General features: G+C 60.7%; 22 protein-coding genes. 9 read left to right on the forward strand and 13 right to left on the reverse strand.

Features of this window, described 5'->3' with window-relative positions; genetic code table 11:
- Nucleotides 1-31: 31 nt before the first annotated feature.
- The 3 genes from B3N48_RS10775 to B3N48_RS10785 are packed head-to-tail and all read left to right on the forward strand — an operon-like array spanning nt 32 to nt 3512.
- Nucleotides 32-979 (forward strand): ABC transporter permease, encoded by a 948-nt coding sequence (locus B3N48_RS10775; RefSeq protein ID WP_296183189.1) that lies wholly within the window; start codon nt 32-34, stop codon nt 977-979.
- On the forward strand, nt 976-1860 hold the full coding sequence (locus B3N48_RS10780; protein ID WP_296183191.1) for an ABC transporter permease: 885 nt from the start codon (nt 976-978) through the stop codon (nt 1858-1860). Before B3N48_RS10775 ends, B3N48_RS10780 begins: the two co-directional genes overlap by 4 nt.
- Nucleotides 1861-1916: 56 nt before the next feature.
- Nucleotides 1917-3512: a gamma-glutamyltransferase family protein gene (locus tag B3N48_RS10785; protein WP_296183194.1), complete on the forward strand. Its 1596-nt coding sequence runs from the start codon at nt 1917-1919 to the stop codon at nt 3510-3512.
- A 127-nt stretch (nt 3513-3639) separates the two neighbouring features.
- Here B3N48_RS10785 and B3N48_RS10790 read toward each other — a convergent pair whose 3' ends face one another.
- Together B3N48_RS10790 and B3N48_RS10795 are read right to left on the reverse strand one after the other, a co-directional pair.
- Nucleotides 3640-3978 (reverse strand): DUF202 domain-containing protein, encoded by a 339-nt coding sequence (locus tag B3N48_RS10790; protein ID WP_296183197.1) that lies wholly within the window; start codon nt 3976-3978, stop codon nt 3640-3642.
- Nucleotides 3975-4379, reverse strand: coding sequence for a YidH family protein (locus tag B3N48_RS10795; protein ID WP_296183199.1), 405 nt, complete (start codon nt 4377-4379; stop codon nt 3975-3977). The genes B3N48_RS10790 and B3N48_RS10795 overlap by 4 nt, the downstream gene beginning before the upstream one ends.
- A 334-nt stretch (nt 4380-4713) precedes the next feature.
- Here B3N48_RS10795 and B3N48_RS10800 point away from each other — a divergent pair, with 334 nt between their 5' ends.
- Nucleotides 4714-6243, forward strand: a complete 1530-nt coding sequence (locus tag B3N48_RS10800; protein WP_296183202.1) for a sensor domain-containing diguanylate cyclase — start codon at nt 4714-4716, stop codon at nt 6241-6243.
- A gap of 36 nt (nt 6244-6279) precedes the next feature.
- Here the strand turns inward: B3N48_RS10800 and B3N48_RS10805 are convergent, their stop codons facing one another.
- Nucleotides 6280-7059, reverse strand: a complete 780-nt coding sequence (locus tag B3N48_RS10805) for a DeoR/GlpR family DNA-binding transcription regulator (RefSeq protein ID WP_296183205.1) — start codon at nt 7057-7059, stop codon at nt 6280-6282.
- A gap of 198 nt (nt 7060-7257) precedes the next feature.
- Between B3N48_RS10805 and B3N48_RS10810 the strand changes: the two genes are divergently transcribed.
- Nucleotides 7258-8052, forward strand: a complete 795-nt coding sequence (locus tag B3N48_RS10810; RefSeq protein WP_296183209.1) for an SDR family NAD(P)-dependent oxidoreductase — start codon at nt 7258-7260, stop codon at nt 8050-8052.
- Between the two features lie 82 nt (nt 8053-8134).
- On the opposite strand, the gene B3N48_RS10815 is transcribed toward B3N48_RS10810, so the two are convergent.
- From B3N48_RS10815 to B3N48_RS10830, 4 genes are all read right to left on the reverse strand, one after another.
- Nucleotides 8135-9076 carry a sensor domain-containing diguanylate cyclase gene (locus tag B3N48_RS10815; RefSeq protein ID WP_296183212.1) on the reverse strand — a complete coding sequence of 314 codons (942 nt, stop codon included), beginning with the start codon at nt 9074-9076 and terminating at the stop codon, nt 8135-8137.
- A 172-nt stretch (nt 9077-9248) separates the two neighbouring features.
- Nucleotides 9249-10538, reverse strand: coding sequence for a serine/threonine transporter (locus tag B3N48_RS10820; RefSeq protein WP_296183215.1), 1290 nt, complete (start codon nt 10536-10538; stop codon nt 9249-9251).
- Between the two features lie 191 nt (nt 10539-10729).
- Nucleotides 10730-12070, reverse strand: a complete 1341-nt coding sequence (locus B3N48_RS10825) for an ATP-binding protein (protein ID WP_296183218.1) — start codon at nt 12068-12070, stop codon at nt 10730-10732.
- Nucleotides 12067-12750 carry a response regulator gene (locus tag B3N48_RS10830; protein WP_296183221.1) on the reverse strand — a complete coding sequence of 228 codons (684 nt, stop codon included), beginning with the start codon at nt 12748-12750 and terminating at the stop codon, nt 12067-12069. The genes B3N48_RS10825 and B3N48_RS10830 overlap by 4 nt, the downstream gene beginning before the upstream one ends.
- Nucleotides 12751-13029: 279 nt before the next feature.
- Between B3N48_RS10830 and dsbD the strand changes: the two genes are divergently transcribed.
- The 4 genes from dsbD (at nt 13030) to B3N48_RS10850 (ending at nt 17070) form a co-directional block, all read left to right on the forward strand.
- A complete protein-coding gene (gene dsbD, locus B3N48_RS10835) occupies nt 13030-14766 on the forward strand; it encodes a protein-disulfide reductase DsbD (RefSeq protein WP_296183223.1) in 1737 nt (578 codons plus the stop codon).
- A complete protein-coding gene (locus B3N48_RS10840) occupies nt 14766-15599 on the forward strand; it encodes a TlpA disulfide reductase family protein (RefSeq protein WP_296183226.1) in 834 nt (277 codons plus the stop codon). Before dsbD ends, B3N48_RS10840 begins: the two co-directional genes overlap by 1 nt.
- Nucleotides 15596-16363: a thiol:disulfide interchange protein DsbG gene (gene dsbG / locus B3N48_RS10845; RefSeq protein WP_296183229.1), complete on the forward strand. Its 768-nt coding sequence runs from the start codon at nt 15596-15598 to the stop codon at nt 16361-16363. Before B3N48_RS10840 ends, dsbG begins: the two co-directional genes overlap by 4 nt.
- Nucleotides 16364-16503: 140 nt before the next feature.
- Entirely contained in the window at nt 16504-17070 is a 567-nt protein-coding gene (locus B3N48_RS10850) for a TetR/AcrR family transcriptional regulator (RefSeq protein ID WP_296183232.1), read from the forward strand.
- Between the two features lie 43 nt (nt 17071-17113).
- On the opposite strand, the gene fabF is transcribed toward B3N48_RS10850, so the two are convergent.
- The 6 genes from fabF to B3N48_RS10880 form a co-directional block, all read right to left on the reverse strand.
- Entirely contained in the window at nt 17114-18388 is a 1275-nt protein-coding gene (gene fabF / locus B3N48_RS10855) for a beta-ketoacyl-ACP synthase II (protein ID WP_296183235.1), read from the reverse strand.
- Between the two features lie 43 nt (nt 18389-18431).
- Nucleotides 18432-19238: an SDR family NAD(P)-dependent oxidoreductase gene (locus tag B3N48_RS10860; protein WP_296183238.1), complete on the reverse strand. Its 807-nt coding sequence runs from the start codon at nt 19236-19238 to the stop codon at nt 18432-18434.
- Between the two features lie 184 nt (nt 19239-19422).
- A complete protein-coding gene (locus tag B3N48_RS10865) occupies nt 19423-19752 on the reverse strand; it encodes a ComEA family DNA-binding protein (RefSeq protein WP_296183241.1) in 330 nt (109 codons plus the stop codon).
- Between the two features lie 190 nt (nt 19753-19942).
- Nucleotides 19943-21937 carry a polysaccharide biosynthesis protein gene (locus B3N48_RS10870; protein ID WP_296183243.1) on the reverse strand — a complete coding sequence of 665 codons (1995 nt, stop codon included), beginning with the start codon at nt 21935-21937 and terminating at the stop codon, nt 19943-19945.
- A gap of 103 nt (nt 21938-22040) precedes the next feature.
- Nucleotides 22041-23057, reverse strand: a complete 1017-nt coding sequence (locus tag B3N48_RS10875; RefSeq protein WP_296183248.1) for an MraY family glycosyltransferase — start codon at nt 23055-23057, stop codon at nt 22041-22043.
- A gap of 115 nt (nt 23058-23172) precedes the next feature.
- On the reverse strand, nt 23173-24546 hold the full coding sequence (locus B3N48_RS10880; RefSeq protein ID WP_296183251.1) for a phosphomannomutase: 1374 nt from the start codon (nt 24544-24546) through the stop codon (nt 23173-23175).
- Nucleotides 24547-24610 lie beyond the last annotated feature (64 nt).

Below are 24610 nucleotides of genomic sequence, written 5' to 3' on the forward strand. Positions count from 1 at the left end.
TGGACAGCGGTCTCGGCCGCGAGGAATCGTCATGCTGACTTTCATTTTGCGACGCCTGCTCAGCGCCATCCCGACACTGATTCTGGTCTCGCTGTTCGTCTTCACCCTGCAGAAACTACTGCCGGGGGATCCGGTGCAGGCCATGGCCGGTGAGGAACGCGACCCGGCCGTGATGGAGTACCTGCGTGAAAAATACCGGCTCAACGATCCGGTGCCGGTGCAGTACGTCCATTGGGTCGGCAACGTGTTGCAAGGGGATTTCGGCACCTCACTGCGCACCGAGCAACCGGTGACCACGCTGCTGGTCTCCAAGCTGCCAGTGACCATCGAGCTGGCGGTGCTGGCGCTGATTATCGCCTTGCTGATCGGCATTCCCACCGGCGTGATTTCAGCGGTGCGCAAGGGCACCGCCACCGATTACGCGGCCAACGTGTTTGCCCTTTCGGGAATCTCCATTCCGCACTTCTGGCTAGGGATTCTGCTGATCATGATCTTCGCCGTGAAGCTGCAATGGCTGCCCGCGTCCGGTTACGTGCCGCTGGGCGAAGACGTCGGGCAAAACCTCAAGACCCTGGTCCTGCCGGCCTTCGTCCTCGGCGCCGGGTTGTCTGGCGTGCTGATGCGTCACACCCGCAGCGCCATGCTGGAGGTGCTGCGCGCCGATTACGTGCGCACCGCACGAGCCAAGGGTCTGTTCCCGCGCACGGTGATCCTCAAGCACGCATTGCGTAACGCGCTGATGCCGATCGTGACCCTCACCACCTTGCTATTCGGCGAATTGCTCGGCGGCGCCGTACTCACCGAGCAAGTCTTCAGCATTCCCGGCTTCGGCAAGATGATCGTCGATGCCGTGTTCAACCGTGACTACGCCGTGGTGCAGGGCGTGGTGCTGTGTGTCGCCATCGGCTTCCTGCTGCTCAATCTGTTGGCGGACGTGCTTTATCGCCTGATCAACCCGCGCCTGAGGACGGCCCGATGACCTCGATTGCCTTGAACCCCGCATTGCCCCTCAAAGAGCCGCTGAAGCCACGGACCCGCTCGCCGTTCGTGAAGAAATTCCTCGCCAACAAAGGCGCGGTGGTCGGCGCTCTGGTACTGATTCTGTTTATCCTCGCGGCACTGCTGGCCCCGTGGATTGCCCCCTACGACCCGCTCAAGGCCAATTTCCTGGCCGTGCGCAAGGCACCTTCGCTGATGTATTGGCTGGGCACTGACGAACTGGGTCGGGACCTGTTTTCCCGACTGCTATGGGGTGCGCGCAGTTCGTTGCTGGCCGGGGGTGTTTCAGTGGCCATTGCCATGCTCATCGGCGTGCCGCTGGGGCTGTTGGCCGGCTACTTCGGCGGCAAGCTGGACGCAGTGATCTCGCGAATCATGGAGGCGCTGCTGTCGTGCCCGTTTCTGGTGTTGGCGATCGCGCTAGGGGCATTTCTTGGCCCGAGCCTGAGCAACGCGATGATCGCCATCGGGCTGTCGGCAATGCCGATCTTTTCGCGACTGACCCGCGGCCAGGTGCTGGCGATCCGTCACGAGGATTACCTGGAGGGCGCCCGCGCCATCGGCCTGCCGGACCGCTGGATCATCCTGCGCTATGTCTTGCCCAACGTGTTGTCGCCATTGGTGGTCCAGGCAACCCTCACCATCGCTTCGGCCATCCTCGCCGAAGCCAGCCTGTCGTTTCTCGGGCTGGGCCAACAGCCGCCTTCGCCGTCCTGGGGCTCGATGCTCAACACTGCGAAAAATTTCATGGAGCAAGCACCGTGGATGTCCATCGCGCCGGGGGTGGCGATCTACATCACCGTGCTGTGCTTCAACTTGCTGGGGGATGGTTTGCGCGACGCCCTCGACCCCAAAAGCTGACGCCCCCGCTCACTCAGCGCCTTTCAACGCCGATCCACTGCCGAAGAGAAAACGTCATGTTCGATGATCTGGATTACAGCCAACCTTACGCGTCCGCCCGCTCGCCGGTGATGGGCAACAACATGGTCGCCTGCTCGCAACCACTGGCCGCGCAGGCCGGACTCGACATGCTGCGTCGAGGAGGCAACGCGGTGGACGCCGCCATTGCCGCCGCCATGGTGCTCACCGTGGTCGAACCGACCGGATGTGGCATCGGCAGCGATGCCTTCGCCATCGTCTGGGACGGCAAGCAATTGCAAGGCCTGAATGCGTCGGGCCGCGCGCCGCAGGCCTGGACGCCCGAGCATTTCGCCGGGCAGACAGCCATGCCCGAGCGTGGCTGGGGCGCCGTGACCGTGCCCGGCGCTGTCTCCGCCTGGGTCGCACTCTCCGATCGCTATGGCAAACTGCCCTTCGCCACCCTGGCCGGCCCGGCCATTGGCTATGCCCGTGACGGCTATCAGGTCACGCCAATCATCGCCGAGCTCTGGCGTCGTGGCGCAGCCTTGCTCAAGGATCAGCCAGGGTTTTTCGAGTGCTTTCTGCAGGGCGGCCGAGCGCCTAAAGCAGGCGAAAAGGTCAAACTCGCCGATCACGCCAAGACCCTGGAATCAATTGCTGAAACCAAGGGCGAGTCGTTTTATCGCGGTGAGCTGGCACGCGCCATCATTGCCCATGCCAACGCCAATGGCAGCGTCATGAGCCTGGACGACCTGGCCAATCACAGCGTCGACTGGATCGATACCTTGTCGGTCCCTTACGCCGGGGCCGTCGTGCACGAGTTGCCGCCCAATGGCCAGGGCATCGCCACCCTGGCGGGGTTGACGATGCTCGAAGCGCTCGGCGTTGGCGATCACCCGGTGGACAGCGTCGACACCGTGCACCCTGTGCTGGAAGCGATGAAACTGGCGCTGGCCGATCTCAATCAACACGTCACCGACAACGCCCACATGCGCGTGGCCTCCGAGCACCTGCTCGACCCCGACTATCTGAAAGGGCGCGCGGGCCTGATCACCGATCAGGCCGCCGACCCACTGCACGGCTCGCCCAAGGCGGGGGGCACGGTGTACCTGTCTGCGGCCGATGAAAGCGGCATGATGGTCTCCTTCATCCAGTCCAACTACATGGGTTTTGGTTCCGGCGTGGTGGTGCCCGGCACCGGGATCAGCCTGCAGAATCGAGGGGCGGGTTTCAGCCTCGATCCTGAACACGTCAACCTCGTCGCACCGCGCAAGCGCCCGTTCCACACCATCATCCCCGGCTTCGTCATGAATGACGACGGTACGCCGCTGATGTCGTTCGGCCTGATGGGTGGACCGATGCAGGCTCAGGGTCATCTGCAGATGATGATGCGCATCCTGCGCTACAAGCAGAACCCGCAAGCTGCCGCCGATGCGCCGCGCTGGCGGATCGAGGCCGGTCTGAACGTGGCGGTGGAGCGTTCTTTCGACCCGTTGGTGATTGCCGGACTGCGCGCCAAGGGGCATGAAGTGGCCGTTGAAGACCCCAGCGGGGTGTTCGCCTTCGGCGGCGCGCAAATCATCCAGCGTACGGCTCACGGCTACGTAGGTGGGACAGACCCCCGCAAGGACGGGTTAGTCGCGGCGTACTGATCTGAGGGTTACCCACGAGGGAGTCGCCACTCTCTCGGCCTTGGATCGTCGGATGACCACTCCCGAAGCCGGACGCTCACCTCACCGGTGGCGTCCGACTCGGGCAGTGCCACGGGCAAGTTCCAGCTCAGCCGAATCCAACGGCGACGAGCCCCGTCGCACTGAGCACAATGACCGCCCCGCCCAGCACCACGACCTCCCGAAGCGGCGCGGGGATGCGCTCTTGTTTCAGGCCTTTGCTGCTCTTGCGATAGCGTGCATTGAGGGCGATCTGGATCAGCAGCGCCGCCATCAATGAGAAGAAAATGGGCAGCACGGCCATCAGCCCGAAACGCGGGATCCAGCGCAGAAAGAGCGTGCACACCACCAGCAGCGTCATCAGTGTCCGGCGCCATGCCAACAGCGTACGCTCCGGCTGCAACCCGGGATCGTCGTGCCTCAGTGACAGAGGCTCGCGACGCCTCATGGGGCGCCGTAGATCAGGAAAACGATCAGCCCTGTCGCCACCAGCGCACCGCCCAGTGACAGAATCGGCACCAGCACTGGCAATGGCAGCGGCTTGCGCTGCCGCATCGCCCGCTCGACCTTCAACCAACGCAGGCACGCACTGGCACTGACCAGCATCGCCAGCACCAGCAACGACAGGGCCACGGCACGTCGCAGACCAGGCGTGAACACATCGCCAGTAAACGCTTCGACGGCGATACCGCCTGCCAAGAACGCGAGCGCGGTGCGGATCCAGGCCAGAAAGGTGCGCTCATTGGCCAGCGTGAAACGGGGATCAGGCTCGCAGCCGCCACCCAGCAGGGAGGCAGACAGACGATCGCGATCAGGAGAAGGCGGCTTGCTGGAGTCCGGAGAATTCATGTCGCACCGTGGTCGGGTAGAGGCCCCGATCATACCGGTCGTGCCGTCGAAAGACCCGTGTTGGCAGCGACACGGGAATGTCCATGGCCGAAGGCGATCGGGTAATTCGATCTCATGAGCAACCGGGTGATGGCTTTTAAATGAGTCAATGCACGCGCGAGTAGGTGAGTGCCTACAAAAAACAGATCACACACAACAATTTTTCCCTTCAAAATCCCCGACTTGTCCTACGCTACGTGTCAGACGGTCACAGTTGCGATACCGGATTAGATGAAGAATGGAGAATTCGTCACGACGGTATGTCTTAAACCGTAGACGTCAGCGAGGATGGGGCTTGAGACAAGTAGATGGGACAGTCTTCAACGCCAGGCACCGGCGTCTGAAGCGTATGCCTGTGCTGTGGCTGGCGGGTTTCTTCACCGTCTTGGTGTGCTTCTCTATTACCAGCATTACGTTGTGGCAACTGCGCCAATCCCGTAATCACGAACTGGACATTGCCGACACCACTGCCGCCAACCTGTCACGGTCCATGGCACAGCAGGCGGAGGACACCTTCGATCAAGCCGACATTCCGGTGGCAGGCATTGTCGAGCGGTTGAATTTCGACGGCTTCGGCGCAGCGACCAGTTCGCGCATGCACGATTACTTGAGGGCGACGGCTGCCGGGGTCGAACAGATTCAGGGGCTGTTCATCTACGACAAGGACGGCGCCTGGGCGGCGACTTCGCTGAATCGCATGCCTGCTAACGCCAACAACGCCGATCGAGAATATTTCCAGTTTCACAAGACCTACGACAGCACGCTTCCCCACATTGGCCAACCCATCCAGAGCCGCACCACGGGGGATTGGATCATTCCTGTGTCCCGTCGCGTTAATGACTCGAATGGGCATTTTGCCGGGGTGGTGCTGGCGACCATCGAGCTCGCGTACTTTGATCGCTTCTTCGACCGCTTCGATATCGGCAAGCGCGGCGTCATCACACTGGCCATGGCAGATGGCACCGTCCTGGCCCGCCGTCCGACGCTGCAGAACGTTCGCGGTGCGTCCATTGCCGACGGCGAACTGTTTCGCACGTACTTGAAAGAGCATTACGAAGGCACCGCGACGGTCCGCTCGGTCCTCGATCATGAGCTGCGTCTGTATGGCTATAAACGTCTCGACCGCTACCCGCTGGTGGTGCTGGCGGGGCTGTCGGAGCAGGAAGTACTGGACGAGTGGCGGCAGTACGCGTGGCGCTCCCTGGCCATCATTATTTGCGTGGTGATCGCCAACCTGTTGTTCGGCGTACTGTTGTTCCAACAGATACGCTTCGGCCTCAACGCCGAATCGCAGTTGCGCATCGCCAGCCACTCACTGGAAAAACTGGCGCTGCAAGACGGCCTGACCGGGCTCGCCAACCGTCGCCACTTTCAGGAAATTCTCGGACTGGAGTTCGTCGCCGGTCAGGCCAACCTGCACCCGCTGAGCCTGATCATGATCGATATCGACTATTTCAAGAGCTACAACGACAACTACGGGCACGTGGCGGGCGACAAATGCATCGTCGCGGTGGCCGAGTGCATCCGCAGCAACCTGAATCGGACAGGGGACCTGGCTGTGCGCTACGGCGGGGAGGAAATGGCCGTGTTTCTGCCTTACAGCGATGGCCAGGGAGCGTTCGCGCTGGCAGAGAAAATCCGTCTGGCGGTGCTGGCCCGTGCCCTTGAACACAAAGGCAATCCCAACGGCGTCGTCAGCATCAGCCTGGGCGTCTACGGCTGCGCGGCGCACCAATGTCCGACCATGGAAGCGTTCGTCGAACGGGCTGACACCGCCCTCTACGCCGCCAAACACCAGGGTCGCAATCGGACGGTGATGGGCTGAACGCGGGCAAGATTCATCAGGCTGATGGGTAGGCGGTCAGCTTGAGGAGGCCACCACGATCTGCGCCACTTGACCCCGGAACAACGCCAACCGGTCTTCCGGCGCGTCCTCCTCGACCACCAATGCGCCGACGTCCTCGCAGGCCGCCACTTGATAGTGCGCAATACTTGCCAGCTTCTCGTTGATCACCGCCACAGCGACCTGCCCGCTGCGCGCGACCACGGCCCGTTTGAACTCAGCCACTTCCATGTCAAACGCCGTGACCCCCTTGACGGCGTCCAGCGCACAGGCGCCGAGAAAGCACAGGTCGAAATTGAAATGGCTCAATTGCTGGATTGTGGTGAAGCCGTACGCACTGCCCGCCACCGGACTCAACCGCCCGCCAAGGAGGATGACTTCGACCTTGGGCAGCTTCATCAACTCCACGGCAATCAATGGCGCATTGGTCGTGACCGTCAGCGGCATGCCCGGATCGAGGGACCGAGCGATCGCCAGATTGGTCGACCCGCCGTCGATGAACACATGCTGCCCGGCGCTGATCAACTGCACAGCCGCCAGACCCAGTGCGCGCTTGCGCTGAGGCTCATGCTCGATCCGAGCAGTGATCGGCCCGTCGGAAGCCAACGAAATCGCCCCGCCATACACCCGCTTACATACCCCGGCCGCTGCCAGCGCGCCCAAGTCCCGACGAATCGAATGCTCGGAAACGTTGAACTCCGCGGCCAGATCTGCCGCAAGCACGCGCCCATGCGCCGCCAGACGCTCGGTGATCAAGCGCTGACGCTCGCCGGGGAAGGCTTCGGAACTGGCAGACATAAGGGCCTCGCGATCAAGCGGAATCGGTCATGAACGAGCAGGATGATGATCGCGGACCGGGGTGGTGTCAAACCAGCGCGCGCCTGCGCTTACACGGCAAAGGCAAACGAATCGGGAACGCGGATAAACACGGTTTTCCTGAACCCCTCCCCGTTTAAGTACTCCATCTTTCTTTGAACCTTGATGGAGATTTCTGACATGAAAATCGAGTTGACGGGCAAGACCGCTCTGGTAACGGGTTCGACGTTGGGCATCGGCTATGCCATTGCCAAAGGGCTGGCCGAGACAGGCGCTGAGGTGATCGTCAACGGGCGTAAACAGGAGGCGGTGGATGCGACGGTCGCGCGCATTCGGAGCGAAGTGCCGGGCGCGAAGTTGCGGGGGGTGGCGACGGACGTAGGGACGGCCGAGGGCTGCGAGGCGCTGGTGAAGGCCGTGCCGACGGTGGACATTCTGATCAACAACGTCGGCGTTTATGGCCCTCAGGACTTCTTCGAAACGCCGGACGACGTCTGGCAGCGCTTCTTCGATGTGAACGTGATGTCGGGTGTGCGTCTCTCCCGCGCCTACGCCGATGACATGGCGAAAAAAGGCTGGGGCCGAATTGTGTTCATTTCGTCGGAGTCGGCGCTGAACATTCCTGCCGACATGATTCACTACGGCTTTACCAAGACGTCCAACCTGTCCATTTCTCGCGGACTGGCCAAGCGGCTGGCGGGCACCGGAGTCACGGTCAACGCCGTGCTGCCTGGCCCCACGCTGTCCGAAGGCGTGGCCGACATGCTGAAAGACGACGTGCAAAAATCCGGAAAATCCCTGGAAGACTGCGCGGCTGATTTCGTCATGGCCCATCGTCCGAGCTCGATCATTCAACGGGCGGCAAGCATCGAGGAAGTGGCGAACATGGTGGTGTACGTCTCGTCGAAGCAAGCGTCCGCCACCAGCGGCGCCGCTTTGCGAGTGGACGGGGGTGTGGTCGATACCATCGCCTGATCAGCGCCGATCAATGGGTGACCAAGGGCGCAGACCCTGCCCCTTTGGTCATTCTTGCGAGGGCCGGAAGCAGGCTTAGAGGTCAAAACTCGCCGTATTCTGCGCGCATCCGCCCGTTGCGCTTGACCTGATACAGCAGCCCGTCGACCTGTTCGATAAACGACACCGCGCTGGCGCCCGGCCCTGGAATGATAGTGCCGACGCCCAGGCTCAACGTCAGCAACGGCGAAACTTCGGATTTCTCGTGAGTGATCTGCTGCTGGCGCACGAGCTGCATGCACTTGTCTGCGACCCTACGTGCCGCCGCCTGAGACGTGGCCGGCAGCAGCCACACGAACTCTTCACCGCCGATGCGGGCAATGAAGTCGCCGGGATTGTTGGCCGCCTGCGACAGCGTCTTGGCCACCGTGCGCAACGCTTCGTCACCTTTGATGTGCCCGTAATGGTCGTTGTACTGCTTGAAGTAGTCGATATCCAGAATGATCAATGACAGCGGCAGCCCGGTCTCCTGCGCGTGCGTCCATTCGCGTTCCAGCACGGTGTCGAACATGCGCCGGTTGGCGATGCCGGTCAGGCCGTCCTGATACGAAAACGCCTCAAGTTGCTTCTGCAGGCGTACCAGATGCTCTTCAGTCTTTTTGCGCTCGCTGATGTCGAACATGAAGCCCACCAGCGCCTCGACCTCGCCATCCTTGCGCACCACATGGACCACGTCGCGAATCCATACGTAATCTCCCGATTTGGTCATGGCGCGATAGTCGGCCTCATGATCGACGCCGGCCTTGGATTGAGAAACGCAAAAGTTGACCACGTAATCGCGATCGTCCGGGTGCATGCGCTCCACCCAGTCGTTGATTCCAACCCAACTGCCCTGCTCCCATCCCAGCAACTGCTCGATCTGCGGGCCGATGTAACTGAAGGTCAGGCTCTGCCAATCAATTCGCCAAGGAATGGCCTTGGTCGACTCGAGCAGGGTTTTGTAGACATCGCTGTCGGTGCCGGACGGCAGAGTAGGTTCGCTCATAATCGGCCACGTTCCACAGGGGTTAAGTGATGAGAGCATGTTGCCACTATCGGCGGGACGCAATAGCCAACACAAGGCTCTCACATACTTTCTGATCATCGGCGACACGGTGGCGCGGCAGTGAAGGCGACCCGATCACATTCAGGCCGCCAATGTCAGGGTTACGGCAGGGTTACGGCAATAGCGAGTACACCAGCGCAGAAATCGACACCAACCCCACCACCACGACGAACACGTTGGAGGCTTTACCCGCGTACTGACGCATTGCGGGCACCTTGCGCACGGCGTACATGGGCATCAGGAACAGCAATGCCGCAATGACCGGACCGCCGAGGGTTTCGATCATGCCAAGAATGCTTGGGTTGAGGGTCGCCACCAGCCAGCACACCACCAGCATGAACCCTGCGGTCAGGCGATCCAGCGCCCGGGGTGAAGGACGTTGTCCGCTCTTGATCACCAGCCCCTTGAGGCCTTCGCTGGCGCCGATGTAGTGACCGAGAAACGATTTGGTGATCGCCACGAAGGCGATCAAGGGCGCGGCAAAAGCGATGGTCGGGTTGCTGAAATGATTGGCCAGGTACGACAGGATCGACAGGTTTTGCGCTTTCGCCTCGGCCAGCTGCGCGGGCGACAGCGTTAACACGCAACTGAAAACGAAGAACAGCACCATGACCACCATCAGGCCATGAGCCCGGGCAAGAATCCGCGAACTGCGCTGTTCAGCCTGGTCGCCATATCGGCGCTTCTGATCGACGGCAAAGGCTGAAATGATCGGTGAATGGTTGAACGAGAACACCATGACCGGGATTGCCAGCCACAGGGTGTGCAAGAAAGCAGACGGTGCGGGGACGGAGGTAGCGGTGGTCAGAATGCCGCCGGTCCAGTGCGGGATCAGAAACACCGCCAGAAACAGCAATGCAACGATGAACGGATAGACCATCAGACTCATGGCCTTGACGATGAGCTGCTCGCCGCAACGCACCACGGCCAGCAGACCGAGGATGAGGACGAAGGCCAGTATCGCCCGAGGCGGCGGCTGAATGTGCAACTGATGTTCCAGGAAACTGCCCACGGTATTGGTCAGCGCGACGCTGTAAATCAGCAGGATCGGAAACACGGCGAAAAAATACAGCAGGGTGATCAGCGCACCGGCCTTCTTGCCGAAATGATCCTCGACCACCTCAGTGATATCAGCGCCTTCGCGTCCGGACAGCACGAAACGGGTCAGCCCGCGATGGGCGTAAAACGTCATCGGGAACGCCAGCACAGCCAGGATCAACAAGGGCCAGAAGCCACCGATGCCTGCGTTGATCGGCAAGAAAAGCGTGCCGGCACCGATGGCGGTGCCAAACAACCCGAGCATCCAGGTGGTGTCCTGACGCGCCCATTTGCTCATGCCCGTGGTCGCGCCTGCGGGCGCGGCGTCGAGGGCGTGCTCGACGCTTTTGGCCTGATCGTTCATCCGGTCGATTTCTCCGTTGCCGGTGATAACTACAAGGTCAAAAGCGCATCGAAAAGCTCGGCAGTCAGCGCCCCTGACCGGTTCTCTACAGGGAAAGGGGCGCGATTGTCCGGGATTAAGGAACAGAATCAAAGGGTTGTCGGAGGGATGGTCGTCGATTCAGAGATTTCTGACGGGTGACTACGACAGGATTACGCCGGCCCCGCACCCGCATTCCGACGCAGCGGCACACTCAACTCCACCCGCAAACCGTCACTGCGGCTGTCGAACTTCAACGAACAATCGCAGCGCTGCACGATGGCCTGGACGATGGCCAGGCCCAAACCGGCGCCGGGGCTTTTGCCATTGCGCCAGAAGCGCTGCGTGAGTTTGTCCAGATCCGGCTCAGGAATGCCCGGCCCGTAATCCCTCACGCGGAAATGCGCATGGCCGTCGAAGGTTTCCAGGCTCAACTCGACCCGCGCCCCCGCTTGCGTATGGCGCAGCGCGTTGTCCAGAAGATTGCGCAAGGCCGCTACGGCCAGTGCCGCCGGCATTTCGACCGGCGCTGTGGACAATTGCGTCGGCAGGGTCAGTTGGATGCGCGAATCATCGCCATGATTGGCGTCGTGAATGGCCAGGCGCGCCACGTTCTCGGCGTCGCACTGCACGCCGTCATCGAACGACAGACTGCCCTCGACCCGTGCCAGCAACAGCAATTGCTCAAGGGTGCGGTGCATGCGATCGGCGCCCTCTTCCGCATGGGCCAGCGCTCTGTCGCGCTTGTCGCCCTCGGTCATGCGCGCCACTTGCAGGTGGGTCTTGATGGCCGTCAGCGGGCTGCGCAGTTCGTGAGCGGCATCTCCCGTCAGCCGACGCTCGCGTTCGAGGGTCTGAGCGATGCGCTGGAACAACTGGTTCTGGCTCGTCAACAACGGCTGCAGTTCGCTGGGCAGATTGGGCACGTCCAGCGGTTCGACAGAGTCGGCGCTGTGTCTATTCAAGGCATCGCGCATTCGGTTCAACGGTGCGAGTCCTCGACCGATACCGAACCAGACGAGAATCAGACTGCCGAACAGCGCCACCAGCACTGGCACCGACGCCGCGAGCAACACCGAGTGGCCAAGCGCGTCCCGTTCGATCTGCCGGTCCGCCGTGCTGACCCGCACGTTGCCGTGCATCATGGTGTAAACGCGCCAATGCTCGCCGTTGATCATTTGATCGACGAAGCCGCTGGAATCAGCCTTCAATGGTTCTGCGGGCGAACTCTCGGTGCGTGCCAGCACTTCACCGCGCAATGAGCTCAGTTGACAGGCCATGCCGTTGGGAATGCTCAGCTCGCCAGCGTGCAGAATTTTGTCATCACCGTCGGTGGGCATCTGCATTTGTTCGAGCAACCCGGCCACCATGCGCGCCGACGCTTCCAGCCGTTGATCCAGAGACTCCATCATCTGCATGCGCAGGTCGCGCAGCATCCATGCGGCCGCCAGCACCCAGATGACGATGAACGCCGAGCCCAGGATCAGACTCAGGCGTGTTCTGAGGCTCATCATCGCTGCGGCTCCGGCAGGTCACCGGCGGGGCCCAGGCGATAGCCCAAGCCTCGTACGGTTTCGATGATGCCGCCACCGAGTTTGCGGCGCAGGTGATGAATGTGGACATTGAGCGCGTTGCTTTCGACTTCGTCGCCAAAGCCGTACACGCAGTCCTTGAGTTGTTCGCTCGACATCACGCGGCCACTGTTGTTGAGTAGAGCCTGAAGCAGCGCCTGTTCACGCCGCGACAGGTCCACGGGCCGACCGGCGAGGCGGGTTTCCCGGCTGCTGGGGTCGTAGGTCAGCGGGCCATGTTCGATGACGTTGACGCTACGCCCGGCCATACGCCGGACCAGCGTATGCAGACGCGCGCTCAGCTCGCGCAGGTCGAAGGGTTTAAGCAGGTAATCATCCGCCCCGGCCTGAAGGCCATCGACCCGATCGGTGACGGTGTCGCGCGCGGTGAGGATCAGCACCGGAATGTCGGTACCCTGCTGACGCAACTGGCGCAGCAGCTTGAGACCATCCTCGTCCGGCAGACCGAGATCCAGCACCATGACGTCAAAATGCGCCGCCGACAGCATTGCCCGCGCCGCAGACGCCGTCGCCACCCGGTCCACCGTCAGGCCTTGGGCATCCAGACCCGCCACAATGCCGCTGGCAATCAGGTCGTCGTCTTCACAGAGCAATACGTGCATGGCGGGCCTCGAAAAAAAGGCGATTGGAACAGGGAGCGATTAAGGATGGATTATGCCTCACAAATCCTGTCCCTGGCCGCAGGCAAGGCAGCGTCTGCGGTCTGCGGTCTGCGGTCTGCGGTCTGCGGTCTGCGGTCTGCGGTCTGCGCCAGCATCGAGCGCGGACCGCATTGCGCCAGCTATCTCACATACATCGGAATCTGGATGCGGTCCGCGTTAATAACTGCTTAATCACTCGCCCTCAGCCTCTCGCCATTGATAAATGAGCTGAGGGTGGGCATGCGCAGGTTGTGGGTGTTGGTGTTTCTCTGGTTTCCGTTGCTGGCGCAAGCGCTGCCGGGTGGGGATCTGTTCAACAAAAAGCCTGATTTTCTGCCAGTCGGGCAGGCTTTCATGTTCAGCTCCGAGCGTCTGCAGTCAGGGGAAACCCGTTTGTATTGGCAGATCGCCGACGGTTATTACCTGTACCAGAAGCGCCTCAAGTTCGAAGGCCTGCAGCTCGATCAGCAACCCACGCTCCCCACCGGCGAAGACCACAACGACGACTATTTCGGCCAGCAGCCCGTCTATCGCCAAGGGCTGGAACTGGTCATTCCCGCGTCCGCCACCGGCCAGGTGAAAATCGGCTGGCAAGGCTGCGCAGATGCCGGGCTGTGCTATCCCCCCCAAAGTCAGACCGTCGATCTGGGCGGCCTCCCCGCGAATGTCGACACCGCTCAGGCCGAGGATCAGGCGCTGGCGAGCACGCTTGAAGAACGCTCGCTGGGCTGGAGCCTGCTGATCTTCTTCGGCCTGGGTCTGCTGCTGGCGTTCACCCCTTGTTCCTTGCCCATGCTGCCGATCCTGGCGGGCGTGGTGGTGGGCAGCGGCGCCCGACCGCGCCGAGGTTTCGCGCTGGCCGGGGTTTATGTGCTGAGCATGGCGCTGGTCTACGCTGGCTTGGGCGTGATAGCGGCATTGCTAGGCAGTAATCTGCAAGCGACGTTGCAACAGCCGTGGTTGCTGGGCAGCTTTGCGGGACTGTTCGTCCTTCTCTCGCTGCCGATGTTCGGCTTCTTCGAACTGCAATTGCCGGCGTCCCTGCGCGACCGTCTGGACAGCGCCGGTCGTCAGCGCCGGGGAGGCAGCCTGATGGGCGCGGGTGTGCTGGGCGCGCTGTCGGGGCTGATGGTCGGGCCCTGCATGACCGCTCCTCTTGCAGGCGCCCTGCTGTACATCGCGCAAAGCGGCAATGCGCTGCACGGCGCGCTGGTGCTGTTCGTCATGGGGCTCGGGATCGGTTTGCCACTGGTGCTGATCGTCACGCTAGGCAACCGTTTCCTGCCGAAACCGGGCGCGTGGATGGACCTGATCAAGGGCGTGTTCGGCTTTCTGCTGTTGGGCACAGCCTTGATCATGATCCGTCCGCTGCTGGCGGAAAGTCTCTGGCTGGCGCTGTTCGGTGGCCTGTTGCTGGTCGTCGCGTACAGCGCCGTGGTGCAGACCCGCACGTTGAAACGCGCAGCGCTGATCGTCACACCTGTCGGCCTGATACTTGGCGCGTGGGGCACGATGATGCTGGTCGGCGCAGCGGGTGGCGGCGATGATCCCTGGCAGCCGCTGAATATTTACAGCGGGTCGCGATCAGGCGTGAACAGCGAGCGTCATGACGCCTTCACTACCCTCAAAGACCCCGCCGCCCTTGACCGCGAGCTGGCAGACGCGCACGCCAGCGGCCAATGGGTGCTGGTGGATTACTACGCCGATTGGTGTGTCTCCTGCAAAGTCATGGAAAAAAACGTGTTCGGCAACACCGATGTCATACAGGCCCTGAACGGCGTACGTCTGCTACGTCTGGACGTGACCGCCGACAACGACGCCAGCCGTCATTTGCTTCAGCGGTATCAGGTGCCTGGCCCACCAACCCTGCTGTGGCTCGGCCCTGATGGCAACGAACGTCGCGAACGGCGCATCACCGGCGAAGTCGATGACAAAGGTTTCATCCGACAGTGGCAAGCCACCCGGGAGCATGGCTAGTGCTGAGTCTCGCGCTGGGCCCTTTCGTGCTGGCCGTCGGTCATTTGCTGTTGATCGGCGCGCTGGCGCTAGCCACGCTGGTCGGCTGGATCGCCGGGCGTCGGCATGGGGTCAATCCTGAGCGCGCGATCTTCGGCCTGTTCATCGCCGGGTTGATGATCTCGCGGCTGAGTTTTGTGATCGCCTATTGGAGCCAGTATCAGCGTCACCCCCTGAACATCTTCGACATTCGCGACGGCGGTTTTTTGGTCTGGCCGGGCGTCCTCGCGATACTGATCGGTACAGCGTATTGGGGCTGGACCCGGCCCCCTCTGCGAAAATCGCTGGGGATGGGCGTCGCGAGCGGTCTACTGTTCGGGTGGCTGACGGGAGTCGGGCTGAACGCCCTGCAAGCGAATGCCCCTCTACCGGACCTCACGCTGCGCAATGCCGCTGGCGAAACGGTGCACCTGCGCGACTTTCAAGGCCAGGCACTGGTGGTCAATCTGTGGGCCACCTGGTGCCCGCCATGCCGCCGCGAGATGCCGGTCCTGCAGGCCGCACAGCAAGCCAACGCAAACGTGACCTTTCTCCTCATCAACCAGGGTGAAACACCCGATGAGGTCGCGACTTTTTTCGCTCACCAAGGTCTGCATCTGGACAACGTGCTATTTGACGCTAAGGGCCGATTGGCCGAACACGTCGGATCCGCGGCCCTACCGACCACCCTGTTCTACGGCCCCGACGGTCGCTTGTCGGGGACACACACGGGCGAACTGTCCAGCGCCAGTCTCAAACACGCTCTGGACACCATCATCGACCCCACGCCCTCTGTTTCCAGGAGCATTCCATGAGTTTCGTGCAACTTTCCGTTTTGACCGCCGCGTGCCTGATCGCACTGCAAGGCACCTGGGCGCAGGCCGAAGAGCTGCCAGCGCCGATCAAGGCCATGGAAGCAAAAGGCGCCACTATCAAAGGCGCGTTCGACGCCCCCGGGGGCTTGAAAGGCTATGCCGCCGAATACCAGAAACAGGCCATGGCGCTGTACCTGACGTCCGATGGCAAACACGTGCTGGCGGGCAATCTGTTCGATGAAAAGGGCGCAGACCTGAGCGAAGCGCCGCTACAAAAGCTGGTTTATGAGCCCATGAGCAAAGAAATGTGGGGCCAGATGGAACACAGCACCTGGATCCCCGACGGCGTCAACACCGCGCCGAAAATCATCTACCTCTTCAGCGACGCCAACTGCCCCTATTGCAATATGTTCTGGGAGCAGGCGCGTCCTTGGGTCAAATCCGGCAAGGTCCAGTTGCGCCACATCATGGTCGGCGTGATCCGCGAGGACAGCGCTGCCAAGGCTGCCACGCTGCTGGCCGACGACAACCCCGAAACCGCATTGCAAAAACACGAGCAGGCAGGTCCGAAGAGCACGCTCAAAGCCATGTCCACAATTCCCAAAGACATTCAGGCCAAACTCGACGCCAACATGAAGCTGATGGAGGACATGGGACTGTCAGCCACCCCGTCGATTTTCTACAAGGACGCTGCTGGCCACCTGCAACAGCAGCAAGGCGCGCCTCGGCCTGACGTGCTGGCGAAGATGATGGGGCCGAAGTGATTCATTACGTCCTGGCATGCGCGTTCCTGTGACCTTCTGACCAATGGCAACCTGGGTCGAAACGTGGATACTGCATCGGCGCACCATACGTGTAAAAATGTCGATCACCATTTCAAGAGCCAAAGCGGGAGGCTCGTTCAATGCGTTACGCCGAAGATCATAAAGCCCAAACCCACCAGCGCATCCTTCACGAAGCCGCTTCGCGTTTTCGTCGTGACGGTATTGGCGCTACCGGTTTGCAGCCCTTGATGAAGGCACTGGGCCTGACTCACGGCGGCTTCTATGCCCATTTCAAATCCAAGGATGACCTGGTCGAGAAAGCGCTGCGTTGCGCAGTCGATCAACTGAATGAATCACGGGCCGCCAAGTTGGCGGGAGACAATTCCGCCGCGGCATTCATTGATATGTACCTGGCGCCTGAACACCGGACACAACCGGAACAGGGCTGCCCGCTGACCACCATGTCGTCGGAATTGGGCCAGCGTGGCCAGCCAAGCGAGATCACCGACGAACTGATTAACCGCATGCTGTCCACGCTCCAGGCGGGCATGCCCTCCGATCAGGAAAACACCGACAAGAGTGTGATGATCATGGCCGGATTGGTGGGCGCGATGGTGCTCGCCCGTAGTGCGAAAGATCCGCAGCTGGCCGAGCGCATCCTGCAAACCACCCGCGATCAGCTCAAGCAGCAAGTTGCCGGAGCCTGATGTAAAAAGCCCCTGACGTCGCCGTCATGGGCTTTTCATTGACTCAAGGATGCCAGCGCCGGAACAGCGCGCTGGCATTGACCCCGCCAAATCCGAAACCGTTCGACAAGGCGTACTCGATGGCCATCGGGCGCGCCTTGCCATGAACGATATCGATGCCTGCCGCCGCCTCGTCCGGGTTGTTCAAATTGAGCGTCATGGGCGCGATCTGATCGCGAAGGGCCAACGCCGTGAAAATCGCCTCGATGCCGCCCGCAGCACCCAACAGGTGGCCGGTGGCGGATTTGGTGGAGGTCACCGCAATGCCGTTCTGATCGCCAAACAGGCTTTTGATCGCCGCCATTTCGCCTTTGTCACCCACTGGCGTGGACGTCGCGTGAGCGTTGAGGTGCTGAATGTCCGACGGTTTGATGCCCGCCTGACGAATCGCCGCCTGCATCGCTCGACGCGCCCCGCTGCCGTCTTCCGGCCCGGCCGTCAGGTGATAGGCATCGGCGCTGGTGCCATAGCCTACGAGCTCGACGATGGGTTTCGCGCCACGCGCCAGCGCGTGTTCCAGGGTTTCAATGACGACGATGCCGGCACCCTCGCCCATGACGAACCCGTCACGGTCTCGGTCGAAGGGGCGCGATGCACGTTCCGGCGTCTCGTTAAAGTCGCTGGACAACGCACGCGCCGCTGCGAAGCCACCCAGCGCGACGCGGTCGATGCAGGCTTCCGCACCGCCGCAAATGGCGACGTCGGCTTCGCCAGTCAGAATCATCCGCGCGGCATCGCCAATCGCCTGTACACCGGCCGCACACGCTGTAACCGGGGCCCCGAGTGGCCCCTTGAAACCGTGCTGGATTGACACATGCCCTGCCGCGAGGTTGACCAGAAACGAAGGAATGGTGAACGGCGACAACCTGCGCGGGCCTCGCGCATCCGTGGTACGCACCGCATCCGAAATCGATACGAAACCGCCAATACCGGAGCCGATGATCGTCGCCGTGCGCTCCCGCTCCTCCTCTGTCGAAGGCGCCCAACCCGCTTGCTTGACGGCCTCTTGAGCCGCTGCAAGGGCGAACAGAATGAAGCGGTCCATTTTCTTCTGCTCTTTTGGTGGAGCGGCGGCGTCGGCATCGAACCCCGCCTCGGGATCGTCGGCCAGCAACGGCACGATACCGCCCACCTTGCCGGGCAAATCGGCCACGGTTTCGTCAGACAAACGGACGATGCCAGAGCGCCCCTCAAGCAACCGGCGCCAAACAGCTTCGACCCCGGTGCCCAAAGGCGTCACCAACCCCATTCCCGTCACTACAATGCGACGTTCGCTCATGCGTTCACCCTTTCAACTTTCAGTGCGTAGGCCAGACGCGATCTCAAGCGCCTGGCGTTTTGTAACGTGCTGCTGCGTGCTGCAACGACAGGTTCGGGCCCAGCGCCAGGCGTGCGTTGACGAAGGCGTCCCAGTCCGCAACGTTCGCCAGCGATGGAATGGTCACGAGCTCTTTCTGGTCGAACCCGGCCAACGCAGCGTCGACCATTTCGTTCACGTCCATGACCATTTCAGCCGGAAACGCGTTGATGTCCATGCCCGCGCGCTCCCAGATTTCAGTGCGTGTGGCTCCCGGCATGACCGCTTGGACTTGAACACCCTTGTCGCTGATCTCGGCGTTCAACGACTGGGTCAGGCTCAGCACATAGGCCTTACTGGCGGTGTACACGGCATTGAAGCGTTCGGGAATCATCGGCACCACCGAGGCGATGTTCACAATGGCACCGCGCCCCCGCGCCACGAACCCGGCCGCTGCGGCCGAGGCCAGGTGAGTCAGCGCCACGATATTCAACTGGATGAGACGATCGACCTCGTTCAGGTCGGCTTCTGCCAAAGCGCTATTGGTGGCCACACCCGCGTTGTTCAGCAATAACGTAATTGAGGCATCGTTACGCAGACGCTGCTCGACGGCGGAAACATCCGAAGCGTCGGTCAAATCCGCCTTGAGCACTTCGACCTTGGCGGAAGTTGTCTTACGCAGATCAGCGGCGAGCGTCTCGAGTCGCGACTGATCGCGGGCGACCAGCAACAGATCGTATCCGCGCTTGGCCAGGCGATTCGCATACGTGGCACCGATACCTGAAGAAGCGCCGGTGATCAGGGCTGTACCTTGAATGGTGTTCGTGCTCATGGGGGGACTCCGTGGACAGTGAGGATAGCGACGAGCGCATATTACGCTCATAATTTAAGAAATTATATGTTGAGCGACATTTTTCCTGTCAAGCACGCATTTTGTGATCCGTAACAAATCCTTCAGGAAGGCCACGCAAAAAAAAGACCGATCAATGATCGGCCTTTCTAACGTCATGCAGAGGTTAGTCGATAGCGAGCTTCTCCCGATTCTTGTCCAGTAAAGCCTTGCCGATCCCTTTGACTTCAATCAGCTCATCCACCGAGGTAAACGCACCGTTTTCACTGCGATAAGCCACAATCGCTTCTGCTTTGGCTGCACCGATACCCGACAACGCTTTTTGCAACGCTTCGGCCGTGGCGGTGTTGAGATTGATTTTACCCCCCTGTTCGGCAGGTGCGGCGAGCGCCGGTGCCGGATTGGAAGGCGTGGCCGGGGTGGGTGCCGCATTGACGGCGACAGCGGTGCTGGCCAGCAAGCCAAACAGGAGGGACGACAGATAGGAAATACGCATGAGTAACTCTCTCCATGACATCGTGGGTTGGGAAACAGCATTCCTGAGCTGCTTTCCAAACCTAGTCGATGACCGTGGAGGGTCAATGCGGGGATGGGTGACTGAATGTGTAGCGCCCGCCAGCCCGCGAAATACGGGGCCTTACAGCGGCTCGCGAATTGACAGGACAGCGTAAGCGGAAGTGTCAGCCTCAGGGCTCATGTCGGCGCTGCTGGTGAATCCAGTCGACAATCTCGCCTTCTGGCGCATAACCGCTGACGGTGTCGCCGAGGATCTGGCGCACCTTGTCATAGTCGTCGTCATCGAGTGCTTTGAGCAGCAGCGTCAGGCTGTGCTTGAAGGCGTCCCACGGCAGATGATCCTCTTGAGCGCTCATGATCATTGGATGACGGGTCACCGCCACGTTATCGCCGATCAGGAGCTCTTCGTAGAGCTTTTCGCCCGGTCGCAGACCGGTGAACTCAATGGAAATATCCCCGTGGGGGTTCTTTTCCGAGCGAATGCTCAGGCCGGACAGATGGACCATTTTCTCGGCCAGTTCGATGATCTTCACCGGTTCGCCCATGTCGAGTACGAACACGTCACCGCCTTGGCCCATGGAGCCTGCCTGGATCACCAGTTGTGCAGCCTCGGGGATAGTCATGAAGTAGCGGGTGATTTTAGGGTGCGTGACGGTCAGCGGCCCCCCAGATTTGATCTGCGAATGGAACAGCGGAATCACCGAGCCAGACGAGCCCAACACGTTGCCAAATCGCACCATGATGAACCGAGTCTTGTTGACTTGATGCACATTGGCGCGGTCACCGAACATCACTGGCGCCGTTTCCCTGCTCAATGCCTGCAAAATCAGCTCGGCCAGGCGCTTGGTGCTACCCATGATATTGGTCGGGCGCACGGCCTTGTCGGTCGAGATCAGAACAAAGTTGGAAACGCCCGCCTGCAACGCGGCCTGCGCTGCGTTCAGCGTGCCGACCACATTGTTGATCACCCCTTCGGCAATATTGTGCTCGACCATCGGCACATGCTTGTAGGCAGCGGCGTGGTAGACCGTGTCCACTCGCCAGGTCTTCATGACGTCCAATAGCTTGGCGTGATTGCGCACGGACCCCAGAATCGGCAGCACTTTGACCTTCAGGGACTCCCGCGCGATACGTCGTTCCAGCTCAGAGAGGATCGTGTACAGGTTGAACTCGCTGTGGTCCAGCAGCAACAGCGTGGTGGGCTTGTGCAGAATGATCTGACGGCACAGCTCCGAACCGATCGATCCGCCCGCGCCTGTCACCAGCACGCACTGATTCTTGATGCAGTGCTCCAGGAGCTCTTCCTGCGCAGGGACCGCATCCCGGCCCAGCAAGTCGGCGATGTCGACTTCCTGCAGATCATCGACCTGCACTCGGCCAGCAGCCAGATCGGAGAAATTCGGCACGCTGCGCACATGCAGCGGAAAGCCTTCAAGGAAACCGAGGATCTCTCGACGACGGGCTCTGGCGGACGAGGGAATCGCCAGCAGAATTTCCTGCGCTCCGGTGACGTCGATCATCTGCTGAATATGTTTGGGCTTGTAGACCTGCAGTCCTGAAATGACCCGGTTGGAAATCGAGTCGTCGTCATCGATGAAAGCCACAGGGCGCATTGACCGCCCCATCCGCAGTGCCGCCACCAACTGGTTACCGGCCGCGCCTGCGCCGTAGATCGCTACCTTCGGCAAGCCATCGTCGCGCGTGGCAAATGGCACGTGCTGCACCGCTGAGAACCAGTCGCCAAGGAAATACTGGCGCATGGCGAGACGAAGACCACCGATCATCACCAGGCTCAACCACCAATAGTTGAACATCACCGAACGCGGCACGACGTGCTGATGGTTGCTGTAGAGGTAGACCACAACGCCCAGTATCAGGGCGGACAGGCTGACGGCCTTGATGATCGCCACCAGCGCGTCATTGCCGAAATAGCGCATGACGGCGCGATACATACCGATGCGGATGAACAGAGGGATGGCGATGACGGGCGCGCTGATGAACAGCCAGGTGTGAACAGCCAGCGGATTGATAAGGTCATCGATGCCCAGACGCACCACGAAGGCCATCCACAGCGCGAGCCAGACCAGACAAACGTCCGCCGCCACCTGAATGATCCGCTTTTGCCGACGCGGCAACGCAAGCAACATGACGCGCAACTTTTCCATGCATCCCTCGAACACGAGTTCAATCTCCTATCGACCTGAAACAGGGGCGTTTGATTCCAGCCTGAGGCGAGAATTCCACCCGCCTATTACCCGCAGGAAGCGTTTAGCCTCTTTCAAGTTCCCCGGCCCTGAAACCGAGCGCCAGGATCACCAGCGGGACATAAGCGACGATGAGACCCACGACCCCATCCATACCAAACTGCGTCACCGCGATAGCGACCGGCAAAAGCCAGAACAGGTTGATTACACCGACTGCGGACGTCACTGGAAGATGCTTGCCATATTTGCGCGAAGCGAATTGGTAAGCATGACTTCTGTGAGCCTCATAGATCTTGTCTCCTCGGACGAGGCGACGGATGAGGGTAACTGTAGCGTCTACGATGAAAACCCCCAGAAGAATAAGCCATGCCCACAGTAACTGCGAGGAAATCCACGCCGCCTGCAACGACAATACCCCCAGCGTGATGCCGAGAAAGCCGCTTCCGGCATCGCCCATGAAGATTTTCGCAGGCGGGAAATTCCAGATCAGAAAGCCGAGTACGGCAGCCGCCAGCAGTAGCGGCTGCCAGATCAACTCGGCATGGCCGCCCAATACATAGAGCAGCACAGCCCCGAGGCATACGCAGACCGCCTCTACACTGGCGATGCCATCAATGCCGTCCATGAAATTGTAGAGATTCAGCAACCACACCAGATACAGCGCTGCCAGCCCATGGCCCAGCCAGCTCAATTCCAGCGTCGCACCGAACAGACTGACCGGCGGCAAACCGCCTAGCCAGGACAAGGCCCAAACGGCCGCAAGGAAATGACCTGATAGACGCCACCGCGCTGCCACATGCCCGTGATCGTCCAGAAAACCAAGGGCCGCAACAGCAAGACCTGCCCCTCCCATTGCTGCAAAATCCGGTAACTTCAGTACGCCTTCGCCATATAGCACTGCCAAGGCCAAGAGATAACTCACAACAATGGCCACACCGCCGCCGCGTGGGGTCGGAACAGTGTGGGAGCTTCTGCCGTTCGGGATGTCCAGCAGACTCTTGTGCAATGCATAGCGTCGAAGCCAATAGGTAAACGCGAAAGAACAGCCGATAACGGCGACCGCTAACCACCAATGATTCATCTTTGTTCCGTTATAAAAAGGTCGGCTGCGTTTCTTCAGCTATCACTATTACTTCAACCACGTTTGCAGCGGTGGTGCCCTGTGCTGAGGCCCAAGCCACCCCGCTGCCCTCGCCTCAATCGGCCTTGAGTAGTGACTCGATTTCCTTGACCTTGGCCTCTACCAATTGCGGATCGCGTCGGCTCTCGACGTTCAAACGCAGCAACGGCTCGGTATTAGAGCCGCGCAGATTGAAGCGCCACTCAGGAAATTCAAGGCTGATGCCGTCCGTTTTGTCGATGTTCGAACAGGTCGGCGTGTAATGCTCCAGCACCTTGCTGATGATCCCCTTGACATCCGTCACCTTGTAGTTGATCTCGCCGCTGCACGGATAAGCCGCCATGCGCTCGTCTACCAGTTGCGAGAAAGACTTGCCGGAGACCGACATCAACGCGGTGACGAGCAGCCACGGAATCATGCCGCTGTCGCAATACGCGAAGTCGCGGAAATAGTGGTGCGCGCTCATCTCGCCACCGTAGACCGCATCTTCCTTGCGCATGCGCTCTTTGATGAACGCATGACCGGTTTTGCACAGCACCGGCGTACCGCCCGCCAGATTCACCTGATCAATGGTGTTCCAGGTCAGGCGTGGGTCGTGAATGATCTTCGAACCGGGGTGCTGCTTGAGGAGCATTTCCGCGAGCAGGCCTACCAGATAGTAGCCCTCGACAAAACGGCCTTGCTCATCGAAGAAGAAGCAGCGGTCGAAGTCGCCATCCCAAGCGAGTCCCAAATCACATTTGTGCTCGAGCAACGCATCGCGCGTGATGCTGCGATTCTCGGGCAACAGCGGGTTGGGCACCCCATTCGGAAAATTGCCATCCGGCTCGGCATTGATGATCACCCATTCGAAAGGCAGCTGCGACTTGATAGCCTGCAGCGCAGGGCCGACCGCGCCATTGCCCGGATCGGCCAGGATCTTTAGGGGGCGCAGTTCTGCACCTTCGACATACGTCAGCAAATGCTTGATGTACGCGTCTTTGTCCGGAGCGGATCGGACGCTGCCGGGTTGCGAGGCGACGGGGCCAAAATCGCCGGCATCGACCCGTTGGCGAATGGCATCCAGACCGGTATCACCGCTGATCGGGCGGGATTCACGCTGGACCAGCTTCATGCCGTTGTAACCCTTCGGATTATGACTGGCCGTGACCATCACCCCGCCATCAGCGGCATAGTGACTGGTCGCAAAATAGACTTCCTCGGTTCCGCACAAGCCGATGTCGATCACGTCCGCGCCGGCGTCCAGAATGCCTTGAGTCAAGGCTTGGGCGAGGGACGGGCTTTCGAGACGCATGTCTCTGCCGACCACGATATTTTTGGCACCCAGTTCCACCACCATGGAGCGCCCAATCCGATAGGCGATATCGGCATCCAGATCGTTAGGGACCTGTCCGCGGATGTCGTAGGCTTTGAAGCAACGGGTCTGAATAACGGGATAGTCGGGATTCATGTGTAAAAACCTATGCGACGAAAAAACCCGGAGGTTCCTCTGTTCAGTATGAAGCAGCCCATCC

The sequence above is a fragment of the Pseudomonas sp. UBA1879 genome, from assembly GCF_002338065.1.
Taxonomy (GTDB): domain Bacteria; phylum Pseudomonadota; class Gammaproteobacteria; order Pseudomonadales; family Pseudomonadaceae; genus Aquipseudomonas.